The following is a 19,680-nucleotide window of genomic DNA, read 5'->3' on the forward strand; positions in this document are numbered from 1 at the left end:
CAGAAAGGCCCGTACGCCTCGCGTACGGGCCCTTCGTCCTTCGTGGTCAGCCGAGCCTCAGCCGCCGAACTCGTCCAGGGACTTGAGCGCCTGGTCGAGCAGCGCCTGCCGCCCGTCCAGTTCCCGCTGCAGCTTGTCGGCCTTGGAGGTGTTCCCCGCCGCCCGCGCCGCCTCGATCTGCTCGCGCAACTTGTCGACGGCCGCCTGGAGCGCCCCGGTCAGGCCCGCGGCACGCGCCCGCGCCTCGGGGTTGGTGCGGCGCCACTCGGCCTCCTCGGCCTCCTGGATGGAGCGCTCCACCGCGTGCATGCGGCCCTCGATGCGCGGCCGGGCGTCGCGCGGCACGTGGCCGATCGCCTCCCAGCGCTCGTTGATGCCGCGGAAGGCGGCGCGCGCCGCCTTCAGGTCGGTGACCGGGAGCAGCTTCTCGGCCTCGATGGCCAGCTCCTCCTTCAGCGTGAGGTTCTCGCGCTGCTCGGTGTCGCGCTCGGCGAAGACCTCGGAGCGGGCCGCGAAGAAGACGTCCTGGGCGCCGCGGAAGCGGTTCCACAGGTCCTCCTCCGCCTCGCGCTGGGCGCGGCCGGCGGCCTTCCAGTCGGTCATCAGCTCGCGGTAGCGCGCCGCCGTGGGACCCCAGTCGGTGGAGCCGGACAGCGCCTGCGCCTCCTCCACCAGCTTCTCCTTGCGCCGGCGGGCGTCCTCGCGCTGCGAGTCGAGCGCCGCGAAGTGGGCCTTGCGCCGCTTGGAGAAGACCGAACGGGCGTGGCTGAAGCGGTGCCACAGCTCGTCGTCGGTCTTGCGGTCCAGCCGGGGCAGGCCCTTCCAGATGTCGACCAGGGCACGCAGCCGCTCACCGGCGGCCCGCCACTGCTCGCTCTGCGCCAGCTGCTCGGCCTCGGTGACCAGGTCCTCCTTGGCCGTCTTGGCCTCCTCGGAGGCCTTGGCCTTGGCGACCTTGCGCTCCTCGCGGCGCGCGTCGACCTGGTCGGTCAGCGCGTCCAGCCGCTTGGCGAGGGCTTCCAGGTCTCCCACGGCGTGGGCCTCGGTCACCGTGGCGCGCAGGTGATCGATGGCGGTCAACGCGTCCTTGGGGGACAGGTCGGTGGTCTTCACCCGGCGTTCGAGGAGGCCGATCTCGACGACGAGGCCCTCGTATTTCCGCTCGAAGTAGGCGAGCGCCTCCTCAGGGGAGCCTGCCTGCCACGAGCCGACTTCACGCTCGCCATCGGCCGTACGCACGTACACGGTCCCCGTCTCGTCGACGCGGCCCCACGGGTCGCTGCTCACAGCGCCTCCTCCACGTGATGCCCGGCCGCTGTACGGCTCGCGGGCATCGTCCACAGTTCCATTCGGCCGGGCCGTGCCCTGACCGGTCCGACGGTCCGCTCACATCCATGGTGCAGCCGTCGGAGCAGGCACCCTACACAACGCCAACATAGGCGACCGGTGCCCCGGCTGTCCGCATCCCGCACCCGCGAAATTCACCTGCGGGTGCGGGACGCGGCGGTCAGGACTTCCCGACCGTCGCCTTGTTGATCACCACGGTGGCGTTCGGGGCGCCGTCACCGGCACCGGTCGACTCGCCCGCGGCCGCGATCTTGTCCAGCACCTTCATGCCGGCCGCGCTGATCGTCCCGAACGGGCTGTAGTTCGGCGGCAGCGGGCTGTCCTTGTAGACCAGGAAGAACTGGCTGCCGCCGGTGTGCGCCTGGCCGGTGTTGGCCATGGCGACCGTGCCCGCCGGGTACGTGCCCCCGGCGATCTCCTTCGCCTTCAGGTTCTCGTCCGGGATGGTGTAGCCGGGGCCGCCGCTGCCCTGGGCCGTCGGATCGCCGCACTGCAGCACGTAGATGCCGCTGGTGGTGAGCCGGTGGCACTTCGTGTGGTCGAAGTAGCCCTTGCCGGCCAGGAACGCGAAGGAGTTGACCGTGTGCGGGGCGTTCTTCGCGTCGAGGTCCAGCGCGATGTCGCCACAGGTCGTCTGCAGCGCGAAGGTGTACTTCGCCGCGGTGTCGACGGTGACCGCGGGCTCCTTCTTCCACTGCTCCGTGCCGGGGCTGCCCGCGGCGGGCTTGGCGCACGGGTCGGGCGCCTTGCTCGTCTCCGCGGGGGTGGGGGAGGCGCCCGCGGCGGCGGCGTCGTCCTTCTTGGGGTCCGAACCGAAGGCGCCGGCCGCCCAGGCCGTGGCGCCCGCCGCCAGGACCACGGCGAGCACGGCGGCGACCACCGCGTTGCGCCGTACGGTCTTCCGGTGGGCCTGCACACGGCGGTCGTGCTGCCGTTCGAACTTCTCCCGGGCGAGCTGGCGCCGCCGCTGATCCTTGGTGACCACTGAGCCGTCTCCCGATGCGTTCTGCTCGTCGCGTCCGAATGTGACAAACGTTCGCCGCCGATCTTCGCGCCCGGCGCGCCCCCCAGTCCAGCGACGTTACTGGTTCGCGATGGCCGCGTCGGCGCCGGTAGGCTCGTGGGACCGCCATCGTGCGGTACGACCTGCCGAGAACGACTGCCGACAGAAGGACGAACGTGCTCATTGCCGGGTTCCCCGCCGGGGCCTGGGGCACCAACTGCTACGTGGTCGCCCCCGCCGCCGGTGAGGAGTGCGTGATCATCGACCCGGGCCACGAAGCGGCCCAGGGCGTCGAGGACACGCTCGCCAAACACCGTCTCAAGCCCGTCGCCGTCATCCTCACCCACGGCCATCTCGACCACACGGCCTCGGTCGTCCCGGTCTGCGGGGCCCATGGCGTCCCGGCCTGGATCCACCCCCGGGACCGCTACATGCTGAACGACCCGGAGAAGGCGCTCGGCCGCTCGATCGGCGCGCAGCTGCTCGGCGAACTGACCATCGGCGAGCCCGACGACCTGAAGGAGCTCACCGACGGCAGCACGCTGGAGCTCGCCGGTCTCGAGCTGTCCGTGGCGCACGCGCCCGGCCATACCGAGGGGTCGGTGACCTTCAGGCTCCCCGAGACCGCCGAGATCCCCTCGGTGTTCTTCTCGGGCGACCTGCTGTTCGCCGGCTCCGTCGGCCGCACCGATCTGCCCGGCGGTTCCATGGACGAGCTGTTCGTGTCGCTGGCCCGTGTGTGCCTGCCGCTCGACGACTCGACCGTGGTGCTGTCCGGCCACGGACCCCAGACGACCATCGGCCGTGAGCGCGCCACCAACCCGTACCTGGCGGAGGTGGCCCGCGGCCTCGGAGGGGACGACCACCCTGCCCCTCCGCGACGAGGAATGTGACGAGAGACCTCCTGTGAGCACCTTCCAGGCCCCCAAGGGCACCTATGACCTCCTGCCGCCCGATTCCGCCGTGTTCCTGGCGGTCCGCGAGGCGCTGGCCGCGCCGCTGCGGCGGGCCGGCTACGGCTACGTCGAGACCCCCGGCTTCGAGCAGGTCGAGCTCTTCTCCCGCGGCGTCGGCGAGTCCACCGACATCGTGACCAAGGAGATGTACACCCTCACCACCAAGGGCGGCACGAACCTCGCGCTGCGCCCCGAGGGCACCGCCTCCGTGCTGCGCGCCGCGCTGGAGGCCAACCTGCACAAGGCCGGCAACCTGCCGGTCAAGCTCTGGTACTCCGGCTCGTACTACCGCTACGAGCGGCCGCAGGCCGGGCGTTACCGCCACTTCTCCCAGGTCGGCGCCGAGGCGATCGGCGCCGAGGACCCGGCGCTGGACGCCGAGTTGATCATCCTGGCCGTGGACGCCTACCGCTCGCTGGGGCTGCGTGACTTCCGCCTGCTGCTCAACTCGCTGGGCGACCGCGAGTGCCGTCCGGTCTACCGGGCCGCCCTCCAGGACTTCCTGCGCGGTCTCGACCTCGACGAGGACACCCGGCGCCGGATCGAGATCAACCCGCTGCGCGTCCTGGACGACAAGCGCGACAGCGTGCAGAAGCAGCTCGTCGGGGCCCCGATGATGCGCGACCACCTGTGCGAGGCCTGCAAGGCCTACCACGAGCAGGTGCGCGAGCTGCTGACGGCCGCGGCCGTGGCCTACGAGGACGACCCGAAGCTGGTGCGCGGTCTGGACTACTACACCCGCACCACCTTCGAGTTCGTGCACGACGGCCTCGGCTCGCAGTCCGCGGTCGGCGGCGGCGGCCGCTACGACGGCCTGTCCGAGATGATCGGCGGCCCCGCGCTGCCGTCGGTGGGCTGGGCGCTGGGCGTGGACCGTACGGTGCTGGCCCTGGAGGCCGAGGGCATCGAGCTCGAACTGCCCGCTGCCACGCAGGTGTTCGCCGTGCCGATGGGCGAGGAGGCCCGCCGGGTGCTGTTCGCGGTGGTCACCGAGCTGCGCCGGGCGGGCGTCGCCACGGACTTCGCCTTCGGCGGCAAGGGGCTGAAGAACGCGATGAAGTCCGCCAACCGTTCGGGAGCGCGCCTGGCGATCGTCGCCGGCGAGCGCGACCTCGCCGAGGGCGTCGTGCAGGTGAAGGACCTGGAGAGCGGCGAGCAGAGCGCGGTGCCGCTCGACGGCGTCGTCGCGGCCGTGCGCGAGCGGCTCGTCTGACCGTCCGGCGGTCACGCGGCCGGCCGGTGTCCCCACCGGCCGGCCGCGCCGTGCGCGCGCACCGGCCGTCGGCCACCGGCCTCCCGGCCGCGGGTCACTCCGGCCGTCCCCGCTCGATCCACCGGGCGATCCGCTCCGGCCGCATCGGCCGCCCGAAGTACCAGCCCTGGCCCCAGTCGCAGCCCAGTGAGCGCAGCCGCCGGGCGTGCTGGGAACTCTCCACGCCCTCGGCGGTGACCGTGAGGCCGAGCGCGTGCGCCAGCGACACCAGCCCGCCGACGATCCGCCAGCCCACCGGGTCGTCCGTTCCGGCGCGGTGGGGATCGGTGACGAACGCGCCGGCGATCTTCAGCCCGGACACCGGAAGGTCCCTCAGGTAGGCGAGGTTCGACCAGCCGGTGCCGAAGTCGTCGACGGCCAGTGAGACCCCGGCGTCGGCGATCGCCTGCAGGGCGCGCAGCGACTCGTCCTCGGGCCCGATCACGGCGCTCTCGGTGATCTCCAGCTCCAGACGCCCGGGTTCGAGCCCGGTGCTCTCCAGGATCGACGTGACGTCGTGCACCAGGCCGGGGTTGCGGATCTGACGGACCGCCAGGTTGACGTTGATCTGCGGGGCCGCCTCCCCGTAGCGCCGCACCCAGGCGGCCGCCTGCCCGACCGCCCGCTCCAGGATCCACCGGCCCAGCGGCATGATCAGCCCGGTCTCCTCCGCCGTCCCCACGAACTCGTCCGGCCCCAGCACCCCGAACTGCGGGTGACGCCACCGCACCAGCGCCTCCACCGCCGCCAGGGAGCCGTCGGCTAGCGAGCACAGCGGCTGGTAGTCGATGAAGAACTCCCCGCGGTCCAGCGCCACCGGCAGCCGTACGGAGATGGCGTACCGGCTCACGGCGCGCGCGTTGTGCCGGGGGTCGAAGAGCGTCCAGCGGCCGCGGCCGGCCTCCTTGGAGCGGTACAGCGTCAGATCCGCCGCCCGCACCGCCGCCCCCGGGGTCGTGGCGGCGATCCGCTGCGCCAGCACCCCGACGCTCGCGCCGATCGTCAGCTGCTGGCCGCCCACGAGGAAGGGCCGCGCGAGCGTGGTCAGGACGAGCTTGGCGACCGCCACCGCCTCCTGGTCGCCGCGGCACTCCTCCAGCAGCACCACGAACTCGTCCCCGCCCAGCCGGGCGACCAGGTGCCCCAGCGGGGCGAGCGCGGCGTCCAGCCGCTCGGCCACGGCCGTCAGCAACTGGTCCCCGGTCCCGTGACCGAGGCTGTCGTTGACGACCTTGAAGCCGTCGAGGTCGACGTAGCACAGGCCGAAGCGGGCGCCGGGCTGCGGCTGCTCGAAGAGGCCCTCCAGCCGCTCGAAGAACGCCGTGCGGTTGGGCAGCCCGGTCAGCGGGTCGTGGGTGGCCTGGTGACGCAGCCGCTCCTGCAGCCGGTAGCGGTCGGTGATGTCCTCGACCATCGCCACCTGGTAGCGGGGCTCGCCGTGTTCGTCGCGGATCAGCGAGACGGTCAGGTGGGTCCACACCACCTCGCCGTCGCGCCGGTAGTACGGCTTGTCGCACTGGAACCGCTCACGGCGGCCGTTGACCAGGTCGTCGTACGCCTCCCACACGCCCGGGGCATCCTCGGGGTGCACCAGCTCGGTGACCCGGCGGCCCCGCAGGTCCTCCTGGCGGGCCCCGAGCAGATCCCGGAGCGCCTGGTTGAACTGCACGATCGTGCCGTCCACGTCCGCGATGCCGATGCCGATGGCGGCGTGCTCGAACAGGGCGCGGAACCGGGCCTCCGAGGCGTGCCGGGCCCGCTCGGCGTCCTCACGGGCACGGAAGGCCGCGCGCTGGATCGCCTCCTGCTCGCGCAGCGTCCGCTCGCGCAGCGCCGCGGCCCAGCCGGAGGCGAAGGCGCCGGCCACCACCGGCACCCGGTCGGGAGCAGCCGGCTGGATCTGCAGCAGCGCCACGGCGGCCGCCAGGATCTCCGGGTCGGTGAAGTGGGCCTCCACCAGCAGCATGCCGGCCCGTTCCGCTTGCGCGGTGTCGCACGTGGGGTCGCCCAGCGCCCGCCCGAGCAGCTCCGCGGTCGTGGCGGCCACCCGGTGCAGGGTCAACGGGGGCAGGGCGAGCCCCGGGCCGGAACGCAGCAGGTGCGACCAGGCGTCCGCGAAGTCCGGGGCGGGTCCCGCGACGGGCGACGGCGACTGGCTCACGGCCGCCTCCCCACGCCGGCCAGGCCCGACATCCACTCCGGATGCGGCCCCACCGACTCGGGGCCCTCCGGGCGCCACTCGGGCAGCCACACCAGGCCCGGCGGCAGGATGTCCCAGCCGTCGAAGAACGCCGTCACGTCCTTCCTGGTCCGCATGACCAGTGGCGTCGTGGTGCGCCGGGCGTACAGCTCCGCCAGCGAGTCCGCCTGCTCGGGGCGGCTGTCCCGGGAGGCGTGGGTGAGCACCAGATGGCTGCCGGGCGGTACGGCGTCGCGCAGCGCGCCCACGATCTTGGCGGGGTCCTCGGCGTCGGTGACGAAGTGGAGCATCGCCACCAGCAGCACCGCCACCGGTTCCCCGGGTGCCAGCAGCGCGGTGACCTCGGGCCGGGAGAGCAGGTCGCCGGTGTCGGTCATGTCGGCCATCACCATGGCGCTCAGCGGGTCGTCCTGGAGCAGCAGGCGGCTGTGGGCCACCGCGATCGGGTCCAGATCGACGTACACCACGCGTGCTTCCGGGTGGACGGCCCGCGCGACCTCGTGCACGGCGCCGAAGGTCGGGATCCCGGAGCCGATGTCCAGGAAGCGGGTGATGCCCAGGCCGGCGAGGTGCTGGACCGCGCGGCGGAGGAAGGCGCGGTTGGCACGCATGATCACCGGCAGGTCGGGCCACAGCGCCATGGCCTGCCGCGCCATGTCGCGGTCGGCCTCGAAGTTGTGGGATCCGCCCAGGTAGTAGTCGTAGACCCGGGCGGCGTTCGGCGTCTCGACGTCCGTCCCTGCGGGCACCCACTCGGGTCGACGCATGGGGCACCTCTCCCCGTCGAAGTGGATCCTCGGATCTCCGGGTCCTCTGAGAATCCTATATGTCTTATGTGTGCGCATTTTTGGAGGGTGCGGTCCATCGTGCCTGCGCGGCGGCTGGTAACACGGCGCGACGGCTGCGACACGAAGAGCAGCAGAATTCCGCCCTCCCGCCCGGCCGTTGTCGCTCGCGCGGGTGACACGGCACCATGGGACCCGGCACTTCCGGCAGGTTCGACGCGTTGGGCAGTGCGGCACATCCCCGACCCACGGAAACGGCGACATGGTGACTACGGTGGTTGACACGGCTCGCACCGACGGCGGGAGCCAGGAGTCCACGGACGGGCTCGTCGGCGCGGGCAGGGCCTTCACCTGGCTGCTCGTGGTCTGCGGTGCGCTCGGCCTGCTCGCCTCGTGGGTCATCACGATCGACAAGTTCAAGCTGCTGGAGGACCCGAACTTCGTCCCCGGCTGCAGCCTGAACCCGATCATCTCCTGCGGCAACATCATGAAGAGCGAGCAGGCGCACGCCTTCGGCTTCCCCAACCCGATGATCGGCATGGTCGCCTACCCGGTCGTCATCGCCCTCGCCGTGGGAATGCTCGCCGGCGCCCGCTACCGTCGCTGGTTCTGGCTCGGACTGCAGGCCGGGACGCTCTTCGGCGTCGGCTTCGTCACATGGCTGCAGTACCAGTCGCTGTACAACATCGGCTCGCTGTGCCTGTGGTGCTCGCTGGCGTGGGTCGTCACCATCGCGCTGTTCTGGTACACCCTCGTCCACAACCTCAAGCACGAGATCATCCCGGCGCCCGCCCGTGTCCGGGACCTGGTGCTGGAGTTCCACTGGGTCGTCCCCGTCCTCTGGTACGGCGTGATCGCGGTGGCGATCCTGACCCGCTGGTGGACGTACTGGAGCACCCTGATCTGACGGCGGGGCCGCGGTGTCGGTGCCGTGACATAGGCTTCCTTGCCGTGGAGCCCGACCTGTTCACCGCCGCCGCAGAGGAACGCCAGTCGAGGGAGCCCGGAGGCAGCCCCCTGGCCGTACGGATGCGCCCGCGCACCCTCGACGAGGTCGTGGGGCAGGGCCATCTGCTCAGGCCCGGGTCGCCGCTGCGGCGCCTGGTCGGCGAGGGCGGCGGCGGACCGGCGGGACCGTCCTCGGTGATCCTCTGGGGTCCGCCGGGCATCGGCAAGACGACCCTCGCCTACGTCGTCAGCCACGCCACCAACAAGCGCTTCGTCGAGCTGTCGGCGATCACCGCGGGCGTCAAGGAGGTCCGCGCGGTCATCGAGAGCGCCAAGCGCGAGTCCGGCGGCTACGGCCGCGACACCGTGCTCTTCCTGGACGAGATCCACCGGTTCAGCAAGGCCCAGCAGGACTCCCTGCTCCCCGCCGTCGAGAACCGCTGGGTCACCCTGATCGCCGCCACCACCGAGAACCCGTACTTCTCGATCATCTCCCCGCTGCTGTCCCGGTCCCTGCTGCTCACCCTGGAGCCCCTGACCGACGACGACCTGCGCGGCCTGCTGCGGCGGGCGCTCGCCGACGAGCGCGGGCTCAAGGGCGCGGTCACGCTGCCCGAGGACACCGAGGAGCACCTGCTGCGGATCGCCGGCGGGGACGCCCGCCGGGCGCTGACCGCCCTGGAGGCCGGCGCGGGCGCGGCCCTGGCGAAGGGCGAGCCGGAGATCTCCCTGAGCACCCTCGAGGAGACCGTCGACCGCGCCGCCGTGAAGTACGACCGCGACGGCGACCAGCACTACGACGTGGCCAGCGCCCTGATCAAGTCCATCCGCGGTTCGGACGTGGACGCCGCCCTGCACTACCTGGCCCGCATGATCGAGGCGGGGGAGGACCCGCGGTTCATCGCCCGCCGGCTGATGATCTCCGCGAGCGAGGACATCGGCCTGGCCGACCCGACCGCGCTGCCCACGGCGGTCGCCGCGGCCCAGGCGGTGGCGATGATCGGCTTCCCGGAGGCCGCGCTGACCCTCAGCCACGCCACGATCGCGCTCGCCCTGGCCCCCAAGTCCAACGCGGCGACGACGGCCATCGGGGCCGCGCTCGCCGACGTACGCGCGGGCAAGGCGGGGCCGGTCCCTGCGCACCTGCGCGACAGCCACTACAAGGGCGCCGCGAAACTCGGGCACGGCCAGGGCTACCAGTACCCGCACGATCTGCCCGGCGCCATCGCCGCCCAGCAGTACGCGCCGGACGAGATCCACGGCCGGCGCTACTACGAGCCGACGCGCTACGGCGCCGAGGCCCGCTACGCCGACGTCCTGGAACGGGTCAGGGAGCGGCTGGCGGGGGAGTAGCGCCACGCCCGCTGGGGCCGGGTGCGCCGGGGTCGGGGCCGCCGAGGTCGTGTCAGTGCTCCTGTGCGGCCGCGGCCTCCTGCGCGGCGTCGAAGAGCGTGTGCATGGCCCGGTGCAGGTCGGCGTGGCCCCGTACGGGCTCCGGGAACTCGAAGCGCGCGTCGAAGGTGCCGTCCTCGCCGGTGAAGCGCACCCGCAGCCCGAAGCGGTCCAGTGCGAGCGGCACCGCGGTCGTCGGCGTGCTGCGGCAGGCGCCGGTGCCGCCGGCGAGCGCGCACAGCCAGCCCACCTGGTCGGCGTGGGCGGCCGCCAGGTGCTGCAGCAGCTCCGCCTCGTGCTCGACCAGCGGGTCGGGACGGGCCGCGGCGAACTCGTCCGGCTCCACCTGCTCCGCGCCCCACAGGTCGTCCAGCGACGCCTCGCCGACCTCCAGCCGCAGCCGCACCTTCCCGGCCGGGGCCGGCAGGTCTCGCGCGACGGTGAGCCAGCCGGCGATCCAGGCGCGGCCGCGGATGCGTCCGGGCGCCGCGACCGGGGCGACGTCAGTGATGTCGAGCACAGCCGTGAGGTCGTCGTCCTCGGCGTGCGTGGCGGCCCGTACGGCGGGCGATTCCGCGGGGAACAGCAGGAACAGGTCACCGTCGGTGCCCACGATCCGCTCGTCCGGGACCATGAGCTCGGGGAGGTCGGGCACCAGGCCGGGAATCACCAGGATGGCGGAGGCGGTACTCTGTACGAGAGTTCGTGTGCGCTCGGCTGCTGACGGCAGTCGGGCGGTTTCATGCCCGCTGGGACGCGGCTGACCATGAGCTGATCGGACCCCCGTCAAGTCGGCGCCCGCCGTGGCGTCGGCGGCGCCCTGCGTGGCGTCCATTCCGTCCGTGATGCGCGTGGTGTTCCCAGGGCGAGACATACGATCTCCTTCGCTAAGGTAAGCCTTACCTAACTTACATGGAGGTCTGGGAAACGTGAACCAGTCGCGTCCCAAGGTCAAGAAGTCGCGTGCACTCGGCATCGCCCTGACGCCGAAGGCCGTCAAGTACTTCGAGGCCCGTCCCTACCCGCCGGGCGAGCACGGCCGTGGCCGCAAGCAGAACAGTGACTACAAGGTCCGACTGCTGGAGAAGCAGCGGCTGCGCGCGCAGTACGACATCTCCGAGCGCCAGATGGCCCGTGCCTACGACCGCGCCCGCAAGGTCAGCGGCAAGACCGGCGAGGCCCTGATCGTCGAGCTCGAGCGCCGCCTGGACGCCCTCGTCCTGCGCGCCGGCCTGGCCCGCACGATCTACCAGGCCCGCCAGATGGTCGTCCACGGCCACATCGAGGTCAACGGCCACAAGGTCGACAAGCCGTCGTTCCGCGTCACCCCCGACGACGTCGTGATGGTCCGCGAGCGCTCCCGCGCCAAGACCCCGTTCCAGGTCGCCCGTGAGGGCGGCTGGGCCGGCGAGGGCGAGACCCCGAAGTACCTGCAGGTCAACCTGCAGGCGCTGGCCTTCCGCCTGGACCGTCTGCCGAACCGTCGTGAGGTCCCCGTGATCTGCGACGAGCAGCTCGTCGTCGAGTACTACGCTCGCTGACGCCTGCCCCACCCGGCACGCACGTCAGCCCCGGCGCCCCGCCCTTCCGGCGGGGCGCCGGGGCTTTCGCGTGCCCGGGGCGACCCTGCTCGCCCCGGTCAGTCCTGGGCGGACCGGCCGAGCGGCGCGCCCGCGGGCAGCGAATCGGCGGGTGGCACGGGACCGCGGGGCGGACGCGGGCCGGTGCGTGTCGGAGGCAGCCCGGTCAGGGCCCGGGCGACGGCCGCGTCCAGGTCGAGGACGCCCCCCTCGGCGTACGCCCCCTCGTAGCCGACCCGGCCCAGCTCGGCGCGGGCCAGTTCCTCGCAGCGCTGGTGGGGGATGCCGAAGTGGCGCGAGCCGAACACCGGCAGCCCGACGAGCCGCCAGATGCCGCCCGCCGCGCCCTGCAGCACCGCCGCCTCCCGGGCGTCCCCCGGGACCCGCAGCAGCGCGAGCAGCTCGATGCCGAGCACGATGCCCACCATGTCGCGGAAGGCGTGGTTGATCCGCACGCACTCGGCCGCCAGCTCGGCGGCGAGCACGGGGTCGTCCTGCCACCAGGCGATGACCGCCCGCGTGTAGAGCGCGTACGCCAGCGCCCAGCGCTCCCCGTGGTCCTCGCAGACCTCGCGGATGTGCTCGCAGAGCTCGATCCCGCCCTCCAGGTCCCCCTCGAAGGCCACCGCCATCGCCAGCTCGACCTCGGCCATGATGACGTTGCTGTTGAGCTCGCCCAGCGTCCGGTAGTGCCCCAGCGCCTCCTCGAACAGCGCCTTGGCGCGCGGCAGGTCGTCGCTGAGCAGCGCCCCGCACCCCATGCGGTGGACCGCGTACGCCACCGCCGTCGCGTCGCCGGTGGCCAGTGCCTGCTCCCGGCACTCGTACAGCATGCCCAGCGCCGCGGTGCCGTCGCCCTGGAGGATCGAGACGTAACCGCACACCCACAGCGCCTTGGCGCGCTGACCGGTGGGCTCGTGGTCGGCCGCCAGCGCGCGCTCCAGCCAGTACCTGCCCTCGGCGAGCCGGCCGCAGCCGACCCAGAAGAACCACAGGCTCGCCGCCAGGTACTGCCCGGTCCGCAGCTCCTCGGGGACCTCCAGGGAGAACTCCAGCGCGGCCCGCAGGTTGGCCAGCTCCCGCTCGGTGCCGGCCGAGATCTCCTCCTGCCGCGCGCCGAACCACTCCATCTCGCCCCAGGTGGCGAACCCCAGGTACCAGTCGCGGTGCCGGGTCCGCAGCCGCCGTTCCTCGCCCAGCTCGCGCAGCCAGCCCAGCCCGTACTCGCGCACGGTGTCCAGCAGCAGGTAGCGCACCACGCCCGCGTCCTCGCGGCGCAGCACCACCGACTTGTCCACCAGGTCCGCCAGCAGGTCCACCATCGCGTCGGCGGTCACCTCGCCGCCCGCGCACACGTACTCGGCCGCGTCGAGGTCGAAGTCCCCGGCGAACACCGACAGCCGTGCCCACAGCAGCCGTTCGCGCGGGGTGCACAGCTCGTGGCTCCACCCGATCGTGGTGCGCAGCGCGCGGTGGCGTTCGGGACCGCCCGTGCCGCCGCGCCGGGTGAGCAGCCGGAAGCGGTCGTCCAGCCGCCCGATGATCTGCCGCACCGACAGCGCCCGCACGCGGCCCGCCGCCAGTTCCAGCGCCAGCGGGATGCCGTCCAGGTGGCGGCAGAGCTCCTCCACCTCGGCCCGATTGCCCCCGTCCACGGTGAAGCCCGGCAGCACCGCGGCCGCCCGGTCGGCGAACAGCTCCACCGCCTCGTCGGCGTCGCCCAGCGGCTCCAGCGCCACGATGTGCTCGCCGGCCACCCCCAGCGGCTGCCGGCTGGTGGCCAGCAACCGCAGTCCCGGTGCCCGCCGCAGCATCGCCTCGGCCAGCTCCGCCGCCGCCTCCACCTGCGGTTCGCAGCAGTCCAGGACGAGCAGCAGCTCGCGGCGGGCCAGGAAGGCACCGAGCGCGGCCCGGGGACCGCGCGTGGTGTGGTCGGTCAGGCCGAGCGCGTCCGCCACGGCGTGGTCCACCAGTCCCGGATCCCGTACGGCCCCCAGCTCGGCCAGCCAGACCCCGTCGGCGAACCCGGCGCGCAGCCCGGCCGCCGCGCGCAGCGCGAGCCGGGTCTTGCCGACCCCGCCCACGCCGGTCACCGTCACCATCCGGGCCCGCTCCAGCAGGCGGGCCACGTCGTCGAGCTCGCGCCGCCGGCCGACGAAGTGGTTCAGCTCGCACGGCAGGTTGCCGGGCGTCGTCTCATGGCGCATGGGTCACGGAGGGTATCGTCAAATAAGCGGAACGTACAGTCCGGGCCCCCTCGCCCGGGCCGGTGGCGGGCGGCCCCGGCCCGCAATGCGGTACGGAGCGTGCTGCCCGTCGCGATAAGGTCGGTACCTGATCGGTACCTGATTGGCGCGGTGGATCCGAGGGAGTGGCAGCGTGTCCGGTGGAGAGGTGGCCGGCCTCATCGTGGCCGTCTTCTGGGCGATCCTGGTGTCGTTCCTCGCCGTGGCACTCGTGCGGCTCGCGCAGGCGCTCCGTCAGGCCACCCGCCTCGTGGCGGAGGTGACCGACCAGGCCGTGCCGCTGCTCGGCGAGGCCTCCGAGGCGGTCCGTTCCGCCCACGCCCAGCTGGCCCGCGTGGACACCATCACCTCCGACGTCGCCGAGGTGACCGCGAACGCCTCCGCCCTGTCCACGACCGTCGCCTCCACCTTCGGAGGCCCCCTCGTGAAGGTCGCGGCCTTCGGCTACGGCGTGCGGCGCGCGGTCACCCTCCAGGCCAAGGGCGCCGCCAAGAAGCGCACCGTGGTCGTCGGCCGGACGCTTCCGTCCGCCCGCAGCCGTAAGTCAAGGGGCTGACCTGCATGTTCCGCCGTGCCTTCTGGTTCACCGCCGGTGCCGCCGCCGGGGTGTGGGCCACCAACAAGGTCCATCGCAAGATCCGCAGCCTGACCCCTGAGAGCCTCGCGGCGAAGGCGGCCGACAAGGCCCTCGAGGCCGGGGACCGGCTGCGCACCTTCGCGCAGGACGTCCGCGCCGGGATGACCGAGCGCGAGGAACAGCTCAACGACCAACTGGGCCGTACGGCCCCCGACCTCGACATGCCGGCCCAGCGGCCGGAGATCGCGTACCACCACCGGAAGGACGAACACTGATGGAGTCGGCAGAAATCCGCCGCCGCTGGCTGCGTTTCTTCGAAGAGCGCGGGCACACCGTCGTGCCGTCGGCGTCGCTCATCGCCGACGACCCCACGCTCCTTCTGGTGCCCGCGGGCATGGTCCCGTTCAAGCCCTACTTCCTGGGTGAGGTCAAGCCGCCCTTCCCGCGCGCCACCAGCGTGCAGAAGTGCGTCCGCACGCCCGACATCGAGGAGGTCGGCAAGACCACCCGCCACGGCACCTTCTTCCAGATGTGCGGCAACTTCTCGTTCGGCGACTACTTCAAGGAAGGCGCCATCAAGTTCGCCTGGGAGCTGCTCACCTCTTCCGTGGCGGACGGCGGTTACGGTCTCGACCCCGAGCGGCTGTGGATCACCGTCTACAAGGACGACGACGAGGCCGAGCAGATCTGGCGCGAGGTCGTGGGCGTGCCCGCCGAGCGCATCCAGCGTCTGGGCATGAAGGACAACTTCTGGTCCATGGGCGTCCCCGGCCCCTGCGGGCCGTGCTCCGAGATCAACTACGACCGCGGCCCCGAGTTCGGCGTCGAGGGCGGCCCGGCCGTCAACGACGAGCGGTACGTGGAGATCTGGAACCTGGTCTTCATGCAGTACGAGCGCGGGGAGGGGACCGGCAAGGAGGAGTTCCCGATCCTCGGCGACCTGCCCGCCCAGAACATCGACACCGGTCTCGGTCTCGAGCGTCTCGCCATGATCCTGCAGGACGTGCAGAACATGTACGAGACCGACACCCTGCGCGCGGTCATCGACAAGGCCACCGAGCTCACCGGCGTCGCCTACGGCGCCGCGCACGACTCCGACGTCTCGCTGCGCGTGGTCGCCGACCACATGCGCACCTCCGTCATGCTGATCGGCGACGGCGTCACCCCCGGCAACGAGGGCCGCGGCTACGTGCTGCGCCGCATCATGCGCCGCGCCATCCGCAACATGCGGCTGCTCGGCGCCACGGACGCCGTGGTCGGCGAACTCGTCGACACCGTCATCAAGACGATGGGCCAGCAGTACCCGGAGCTCGTCGAGGACCGCAAGCGCATCGAGACGGTCGCCCTCGCCGAGGAGACCCGCTTCCTCAAGACGCTGAAGGCCGGCACCAATGTGCTGGACACCGCCGTCACCGAGGCCAAGTCCGCCGGTTCCGGTGTGCTCTCCGGCGACAAGGCCTTCCTGCTCCACGACACCTGGGGCTTCCCGATCGACCTCACCCTCGAAATGGCCGCCGAGCAGGGCCTGTCGGTGGACGAGGACGGCTTCCGCCGCCTGATGAAGGAACAGCGGGACCGCGCCAAGGCCGACGCCCTGGTGAAGAAGAGCGGTCATGTCGACATGTCGGCGTACCGCTCCATCGCCGACACGGCCGGGAGTACCGTCTTCACCGGGTACACCGACAACGAGGGCGAGGCCAGTGTCGTCGGCCTGCTGGTCGACGGTGTGCCCTCGCCGGCCGCCAACGAGGGCGACGAGGTCGAGGTCATCCTCGACCGCACCCCCTTCTACGCCGAGGGCGGCGGCCAGCTCGCCGACACCGGCCGCATCCGCACCGAGTCGGGCGCCGTCATCGAGGTGCGCGACGTGCAGCAGCCCGTGCCCGGCGTCACCGTGCACAAGGGCAGCGTCCAGGTCGGCGAGGTGACCGTCGGCTCCGCCGCGTTCGGCAAGATCGACCTCGGCCGCCGCCGCGCCATCGCCCGCGCCCACAGCGCCACCCACCTCACCCACCAGGCGCTGCGCGACGCGCTCGGCCCCACCGCCGCCCAGGCCGGTTCGGAGAACTCCCCGGGCCGCTTCCGCTTCGACTTCGGCTCGCCGGCCGCCGTGCCGGGCAGCGTGCTGACCGACGTCGAGCAGAAGATCAACGCCGTGCTCTCCCGCGAACTCGACGTCACCGCCGAGATCATGAGCATCGACGAGGCCAAGAAGGCCGGCGCCATCGCCGAGTTCGGCGAGAAGTACGGCGAGCGGGTGCGCGTGGTGACCATCGGCGACTACTCCAAGGAGCTCTGCGGCGGCACGCACGTCCACAACACCGCCCAGCTGGGCCTGGTCAAGCTGCTCGGCGAGTCCTCGATCGGCTCCGGCGTGCGCCGGGTCGAGGCCCTGGTCGGCGTGGACGCGTACAACTTCCTCGCCCGCGAGCACACGGTCGTGGCCCAGCTCCAGCAGCTGGTCAAGGGCCGTCCGGAGGAGCTCCCGGAGAAGATCTCCGGCATGCTCGCCAAGCTCAAGGAGGCCGAGAAGGAGATCGAGCGCTTCCGCGCCGAGAAGGTCCTGCAGGCCGCGGCCGGGCTCGCCGCCTCCGCGCAGGACGTCAAGGGTGTGGCCCTGGTCACCGGCCAGGTGCCGGACGGCACCGGCGCCGACGACCTGCGCAAGCTCGTCCTGGACGTCCGCCAGCGGATCAGCGGCGGCCGCGCCGCCGTCGTGGCCCTGTTCACCGTCGCGGGCGACCGCCCGCTGACCGTCATCGCCACCAACGAGGCGGCCCGTGAACGCGGCCTGAAGGCCGGCGAGCTGGTCCGCACCGCCGCCAAGACCCTCGGCGGCGGCGGTGGCGGCAAGCCGGACGTCGCCCAGGGCGGCGGCCAGAACGCGGACGCGGTCGGCGAGGCCATCGCCGCCGTGCAGCGCCTCGTCGCCGAGACTGCCTGAGGTCGTCGATGCGCAGGGGTCGCAGGATCGCGATCGACGTCGGGGACGCCCGCATCGGGGTCGCCTCGTGCGACCCCGACGGGCTGATCGCCACACCCGTCGAGACGGTGCCCGGCCGGGACGTCCCGGCCGCGCGCCGGCGCATCGCGCAGATCATCGAGGAGTACGAGCCGATCGAGGTCCTGGTCGGCCTGCCCCGCTCGCTCAGCGGGCGGGAGGGGCCGGCCGCGGCCAAGGCCCGCGAGTTCGCCCAGGATGTGGCGAAGATCATCTCCCCCGTTCCGGTGCGCCTCGTTGACGAGCGGATGACCACCGTCACGGCCACCCAGGGCCTGCGCGCATCGGGCGTCAAGGCCAAGAAGGGACGTTCCGTCGTCGACCAGGCGGCGGCCGTGGTCATCCTCCAGAGCGCCCTCGAGACCGAACGGGTGTCTGGTAAAGAGCCGGGCGAGAGCGTCGAACCGTTTATCTGATCGCGGTACGGTAACGTTCCGCGCAGCACGGCGGCTCCACAGTCTGATCCGTGGGTGCCGACGGGTCGGGACCCTCCCGCCCGCGCCACAAGCGCCGGCCGGCTGCCGCCTCGCGAACCGAACCGTAGGGGATCGATGACTGACTATGGCCGGAGCCCGGGCTCCGAAGCATGGCACCCCGAAGACCCTCTCTTCGGTGACCAATGGGGACAGCAGCAGCACCCGCAGCAACACCAGCACCCGCAGCACCAGCAGTATTCCCAGTACCAGCAGCAACATCAGCACCCACAGAACCAGCAGCAGCACCCTCAGTACCCGCAGCAGGGCGGTTGGGACCCCTACGGCGACACCGGTCAGCAGCAGCAGTACCCGTACGACCCGCAGCAGCAGTACGACTCCTGGGGCGCCCCGGCCGGCTACGGCCAGGACGGGTACGGCGGTCAGCAGCAGCCCGACTACTACGGGCAGGGCGGCTACCCGCCCCCGCAGCGGCCCGACCAGCGCTACCCGGAGCAGCAGCCCCAGTACCAGCAGCAGCCCCCGCAACAGCAGCCTCAGCAGCAGCCGCAGCAGCCGCAGCGGCCGCAGCGCTCCCGGCCGGCCGAGCAGGAAGCCCCGCTCTGGGACGACGAGGGGGGCGCCGCCGACGACCACTCCTTCTTCTCCGGCGCGGACGACGACGAGGACGACGAGCCGCAGCCGGGCCGCAACGACCGGCGCGGCCGCGCGGGCAGGAGCGGCAAGACCGGGCAGGGCGGCAAGAAGCGCCGCTCCGGCATGGCGTGCCTGGTCGTGCTGGTCGTCCTCGGCGGCGGCATCGCAGGGGCCGGCTGGTTCGGCTACCGCTACTACCAGAGCAACTTCGGTCCGCCCCCGGACTTCGCCGGGCAGGGCAGCGGCGAGGTCCAGGTCGAGGTACCGCAGGGCGCGAGCGGCATCCAGATCGGCAACATCCTCAAGAAGGCCGGCGTGGTCAAGAGCGTCGACGCCTTCACCGCGGCCGTCAGCAAGGACCCCAAGGGCAACTCCATCCAGGCGGGCGTCTACGTCCTGCACAAGGAGATGGCCGCGTCCAGCGCCGTCACGATGATGCTCGACCCGAAGTCGCAGAACGTCCTGGTCATCGCCGAGGGCCTGCGCGACGTGCAGATCTACGCGATCATCGACGCCAAACTGGGGCTCGACAAGGGCGCCACCGCCAAGGTCGCCGAGGACCAGGTCGGCAAGCTCGGGCTGCCCGACTGGGCTGATGACAACAAGGACATCAAGGATCCGCTGGAGGGCTTCCTCTGGCCGAGCCGCTACAGCGTCGGCAAGGACACCAAGCCCGCCGACCTGCTGCGCAGCATGGTCACCAACGCCAAGAAGCAGTACACCAAGTACGACGTGGAGGCGAAGGCCGAGAAACTGGGGCTGGAGTCACCGCTGCAGGTCGTCACCCTGGCCAGCCTGGTGCAGGCCGAGGGCAAGTCGGACGAGGACTTCCGGAAGATGTCGCGGGTCGTCTACAACCGCCTCAAGCCGACCAACACCGAGACCAACGGCAAGCTCGAGTTCGACTCGACGTACAACTACCTGAAGAACCAGAGCGAGATCAACCTCTCGCTCAAGGAGCTCCGTACCTACGACGACGCCTACAACACGTACTACTACCGGGGGCTCCCGCCGGGGCCGATCGGCAACCCCGGAGCGAAGGCGCTGGCCGCGGCCATGGATCCCGAACCGGGCAAGTGGTACTACTTCATCTCCCTCGACGGGCACACGACCAAGTTCACGGAGACGCTCGCGGAGCACGACAAGCTCGCCAAGGAGTTCGACAAGAAGCACAACGGCTGAGCCGCCGCCGGGGCGCCGCCCCCGGGCCCGCCCCCCCGGGGGGCCCCCCGCGGCCGGGCCCCGCGCCGCCCCGCCCCGGGGGGTCTTTTGGGCCCCGCCACGACCCGGGGGCCCCGCCCCCCGCCCGCCCGGGGGGGGCCC

General features: G+C 72.1%; 16 protein-coding genes. 10 read left to right on the forward strand and 6 right to left on the reverse strand.

Annotated elements, in window-relative coordinates; all coding sequences use genetic code 11:
* Window positions 1-57 precede the first annotated feature (57 nt).
* Both ACFYYN_RS17580 and ACFYYN_RS17585 read right to left on the reverse strand, forming a co-directional pair.
* A complete protein-coding gene (locus ACFYYN_RS17580; protein WP_500436434.1) occupies window positions 58-1,287 on the reverse strand; it encodes a DUF349 domain-containing protein in 1,230 nt (409 codons plus the stop codon).
* Window positions 1,288-1,507: 220 nt separating this feature from the next.
* Window positions 1,508-2,332 (reverse strand): peptidylprolyl isomerase, encoded by an 825-nt coding sequence (locus tag ACFYYN_RS17585; RefSeq protein ID WP_500546512.1) that lies wholly within the window; start codon window positions 2,330-2,332, stop codon window positions 1,508-1,510.
* Window positions 2,333-2,526: 194 nt separating this feature from the next.
* On the opposite strand from ACFYYN_RS17585, the gene ACFYYN_RS17590 reads away from it, so the two are divergent.
* Window positions 2,527-3,243 carry an MBL fold metallo-hydrolase gene (locus ACFYYN_RS17590; RefSeq protein WP_500324432.1) on the forward strand — a complete coding sequence of 239 codons (717 nt, stop codon included), beginning with the start codon at window positions 2,527-2,529 and terminating at the stop codon, window positions 3,241-3,243.
* 13 nt (window positions 3,244-3,256) lie between these two features.
* A complete protein-coding gene (gene hisS / locus ACFYYN_RS17595; RefSeq protein WP_500546513.1) occupies window positions 3,257-4,519 on the forward strand; it encodes a histidine--tRNA ligase in 1,263 nt (420 codons plus the stop codon).
* 94 nt (window positions 4,520-4,613) lie between these two features.
* On the opposite strand, the gene ACFYYN_RS17600 is transcribed toward hisS, so the two are convergent.
* The gene (locus ACFYYN_RS17600) at window positions 4,614-6,719 is read right to left on the reverse strand and encodes a putative bifunctional diguanylate cyclase/phosphodiesterase (protein WP_500546514.1); all 2,106 of its coding nucleotides are present in this window, start codon (window positions 6,717-6,719) and stop codon (window positions 4,614-4,616) included.
* Window positions 6,716-7,525, reverse strand: coding sequence for an SAM-dependent methyltransferase (locus tag ACFYYN_RS17605; RefSeq protein ID WP_500546515.1), 810 nt, complete (start codon window positions 7,523-7,525; stop codon window positions 6,716-6,718). Before ACFYYN_RS17605 ends, ACFYYN_RS17600 begins: the two co-directional genes overlap by 4 nt.
* 280 nt (window positions 7,526-7,805) lie before the next feature.
* On the opposite strand from ACFYYN_RS17605, the gene ACFYYN_RS17610 reads away from it, so the two are divergent.
* Window positions 7,806-8,450 carry a vitamin K epoxide reductase family protein gene (locus tag ACFYYN_RS17610; RefSeq protein WP_500546516.1) on the forward strand — a complete coding sequence of 215 codons (645 nt, stop codon included), beginning with the start codon at window positions 7,806-7,808 and terminating at the stop codon, window positions 8,448-8,450.
* A gap of 44 nt (window positions 8,451-8,494) precedes the next feature.
* Window positions 8,495-9,844, forward strand: a complete 1,350-nt coding sequence (locus tag ACFYYN_RS17615) for a replication-associated recombination protein A (RefSeq protein WP_500324427.1) — start codon at window positions 8,495-8,497, stop codon at window positions 9,842-9,844.
* Window positions 9,845-9,896: 52 nt separating this feature from the next.
* On the opposite strand, the gene ACFYYN_RS17620 is transcribed toward ACFYYN_RS17615, so the two are convergent.
* The gene (locus ACFYYN_RS17620; protein ID WP_500546561.1) at window positions 9,897-10,613 is read right to left on the reverse strand and encodes a DUF2470 domain-containing protein; all 717 of its coding nucleotides are present in this window, start codon (window positions 10,611-10,613) and stop codon (window positions 9,897-9,899) included.
* A gap of 199 nt (window positions 10,614-10,812) precedes the next feature.
* Between ACFYYN_RS17620 and rpsD the strand changes: the two genes are divergently transcribed.
* Window positions 10,813-11,424, forward strand: coding sequence for a 30S ribosomal protein S4 (rpsD, locus tag ACFYYN_RS17625; protein ID WP_018564200.1), 612 nt, complete (start codon window positions 10,813-10,815; stop codon window positions 11,422-11,424).
* A 98-nt stretch (window positions 11,425-11,522) separates the two neighbouring features.
* Here the strand turns inward: rpsD and ACFYYN_RS17630 are convergent, their stop codons facing one another.
* The gene (locus ACFYYN_RS17630) at window positions 11,523-13,670 is read right to left on the reverse strand and encodes an ATP-binding protein (RefSeq protein WP_500546517.1); all 2,148 of its coding nucleotides are present in this window, start codon (window positions 13,668-13,670) and stop codon (window positions 11,523-11,525) included.
* 172 nt (window positions 13,671-13,842) lie between these two features.
* Here ACFYYN_RS17630 and ACFYYN_RS17635 point away from each other — a divergent pair, with 172 nt between their 5' ends.
* The 5 genes from ACFYYN_RS17635 (at window position 13,843) to mltG (ending at window position 19,539) form a co-directional block, all read left to right on the forward strand.
* The gene (locus tag ACFYYN_RS17635; RefSeq protein WP_450385979.1) at window positions 13,843-14,265 is read left to right on the forward strand and encodes a DUF948 domain-containing protein; all 423 of its coding nucleotides are present in this window, start codon (window positions 13,843-13,845) and stop codon (window positions 14,263-14,265) included.
* A 5-nt stretch (window positions 14,266-14,270) separates the two neighbouring features.
* On the forward strand, window positions 14,271-14,561 hold the full coding sequence (locus tag ACFYYN_RS17640) for a DUF6167 family protein (RefSeq protein WP_500324425.1): 291 nt from the start codon (window positions 14,271-14,273) through the stop codon (window positions 14,559-14,561).
* The gene (alaS, locus tag ACFYYN_RS17645; protein ID WP_500546518.1) at window positions 14,561-17,230 is read left to right on the forward strand and encodes an alanine--tRNA ligase; all 2,670 of its coding nucleotides are present in this window, start codon (window positions 14,561-14,563) and stop codon (window positions 17,228-17,230) included. The genes ACFYYN_RS17640 and alaS overlap by 1 nt, the downstream gene beginning before the upstream one ends.
* Before the next feature lie 8 nt (window positions 17,231-17,238).
* Complete coding sequence (gene ruvX, locus ACFYYN_RS17650; protein WP_499510782.1) at window positions 17,239-17,703, forward strand: Holliday junction resolvase RuvX; 465 nt, start codon at window positions 17,239-17,241, stop codon at window positions 17,701-17,703.
* A 135-nt stretch (window positions 17,704-17,838) separates the two neighbouring features.
* A complete protein-coding gene (mltG, locus tag ACFYYN_RS17655) occupies window positions 17,839-19,539 on the forward strand; it encodes an endolytic transglycosylase MltG (protein ID WP_500546519.1) in 1,701 nt (566 codons plus the stop codon).
* The last annotated feature ends 141 nt before the right edge of the window (window positions 19,540-19,680 follow it).

This window comes from Streptomyces sp. NPDC001902, from assembly GCF_042891295.1.
Taxonomy (GTDB): Bacteria; Actinomycetota; Actinomycetes; order Streptomycetales; family Streptomycetaceae; genus Actinacidiphila.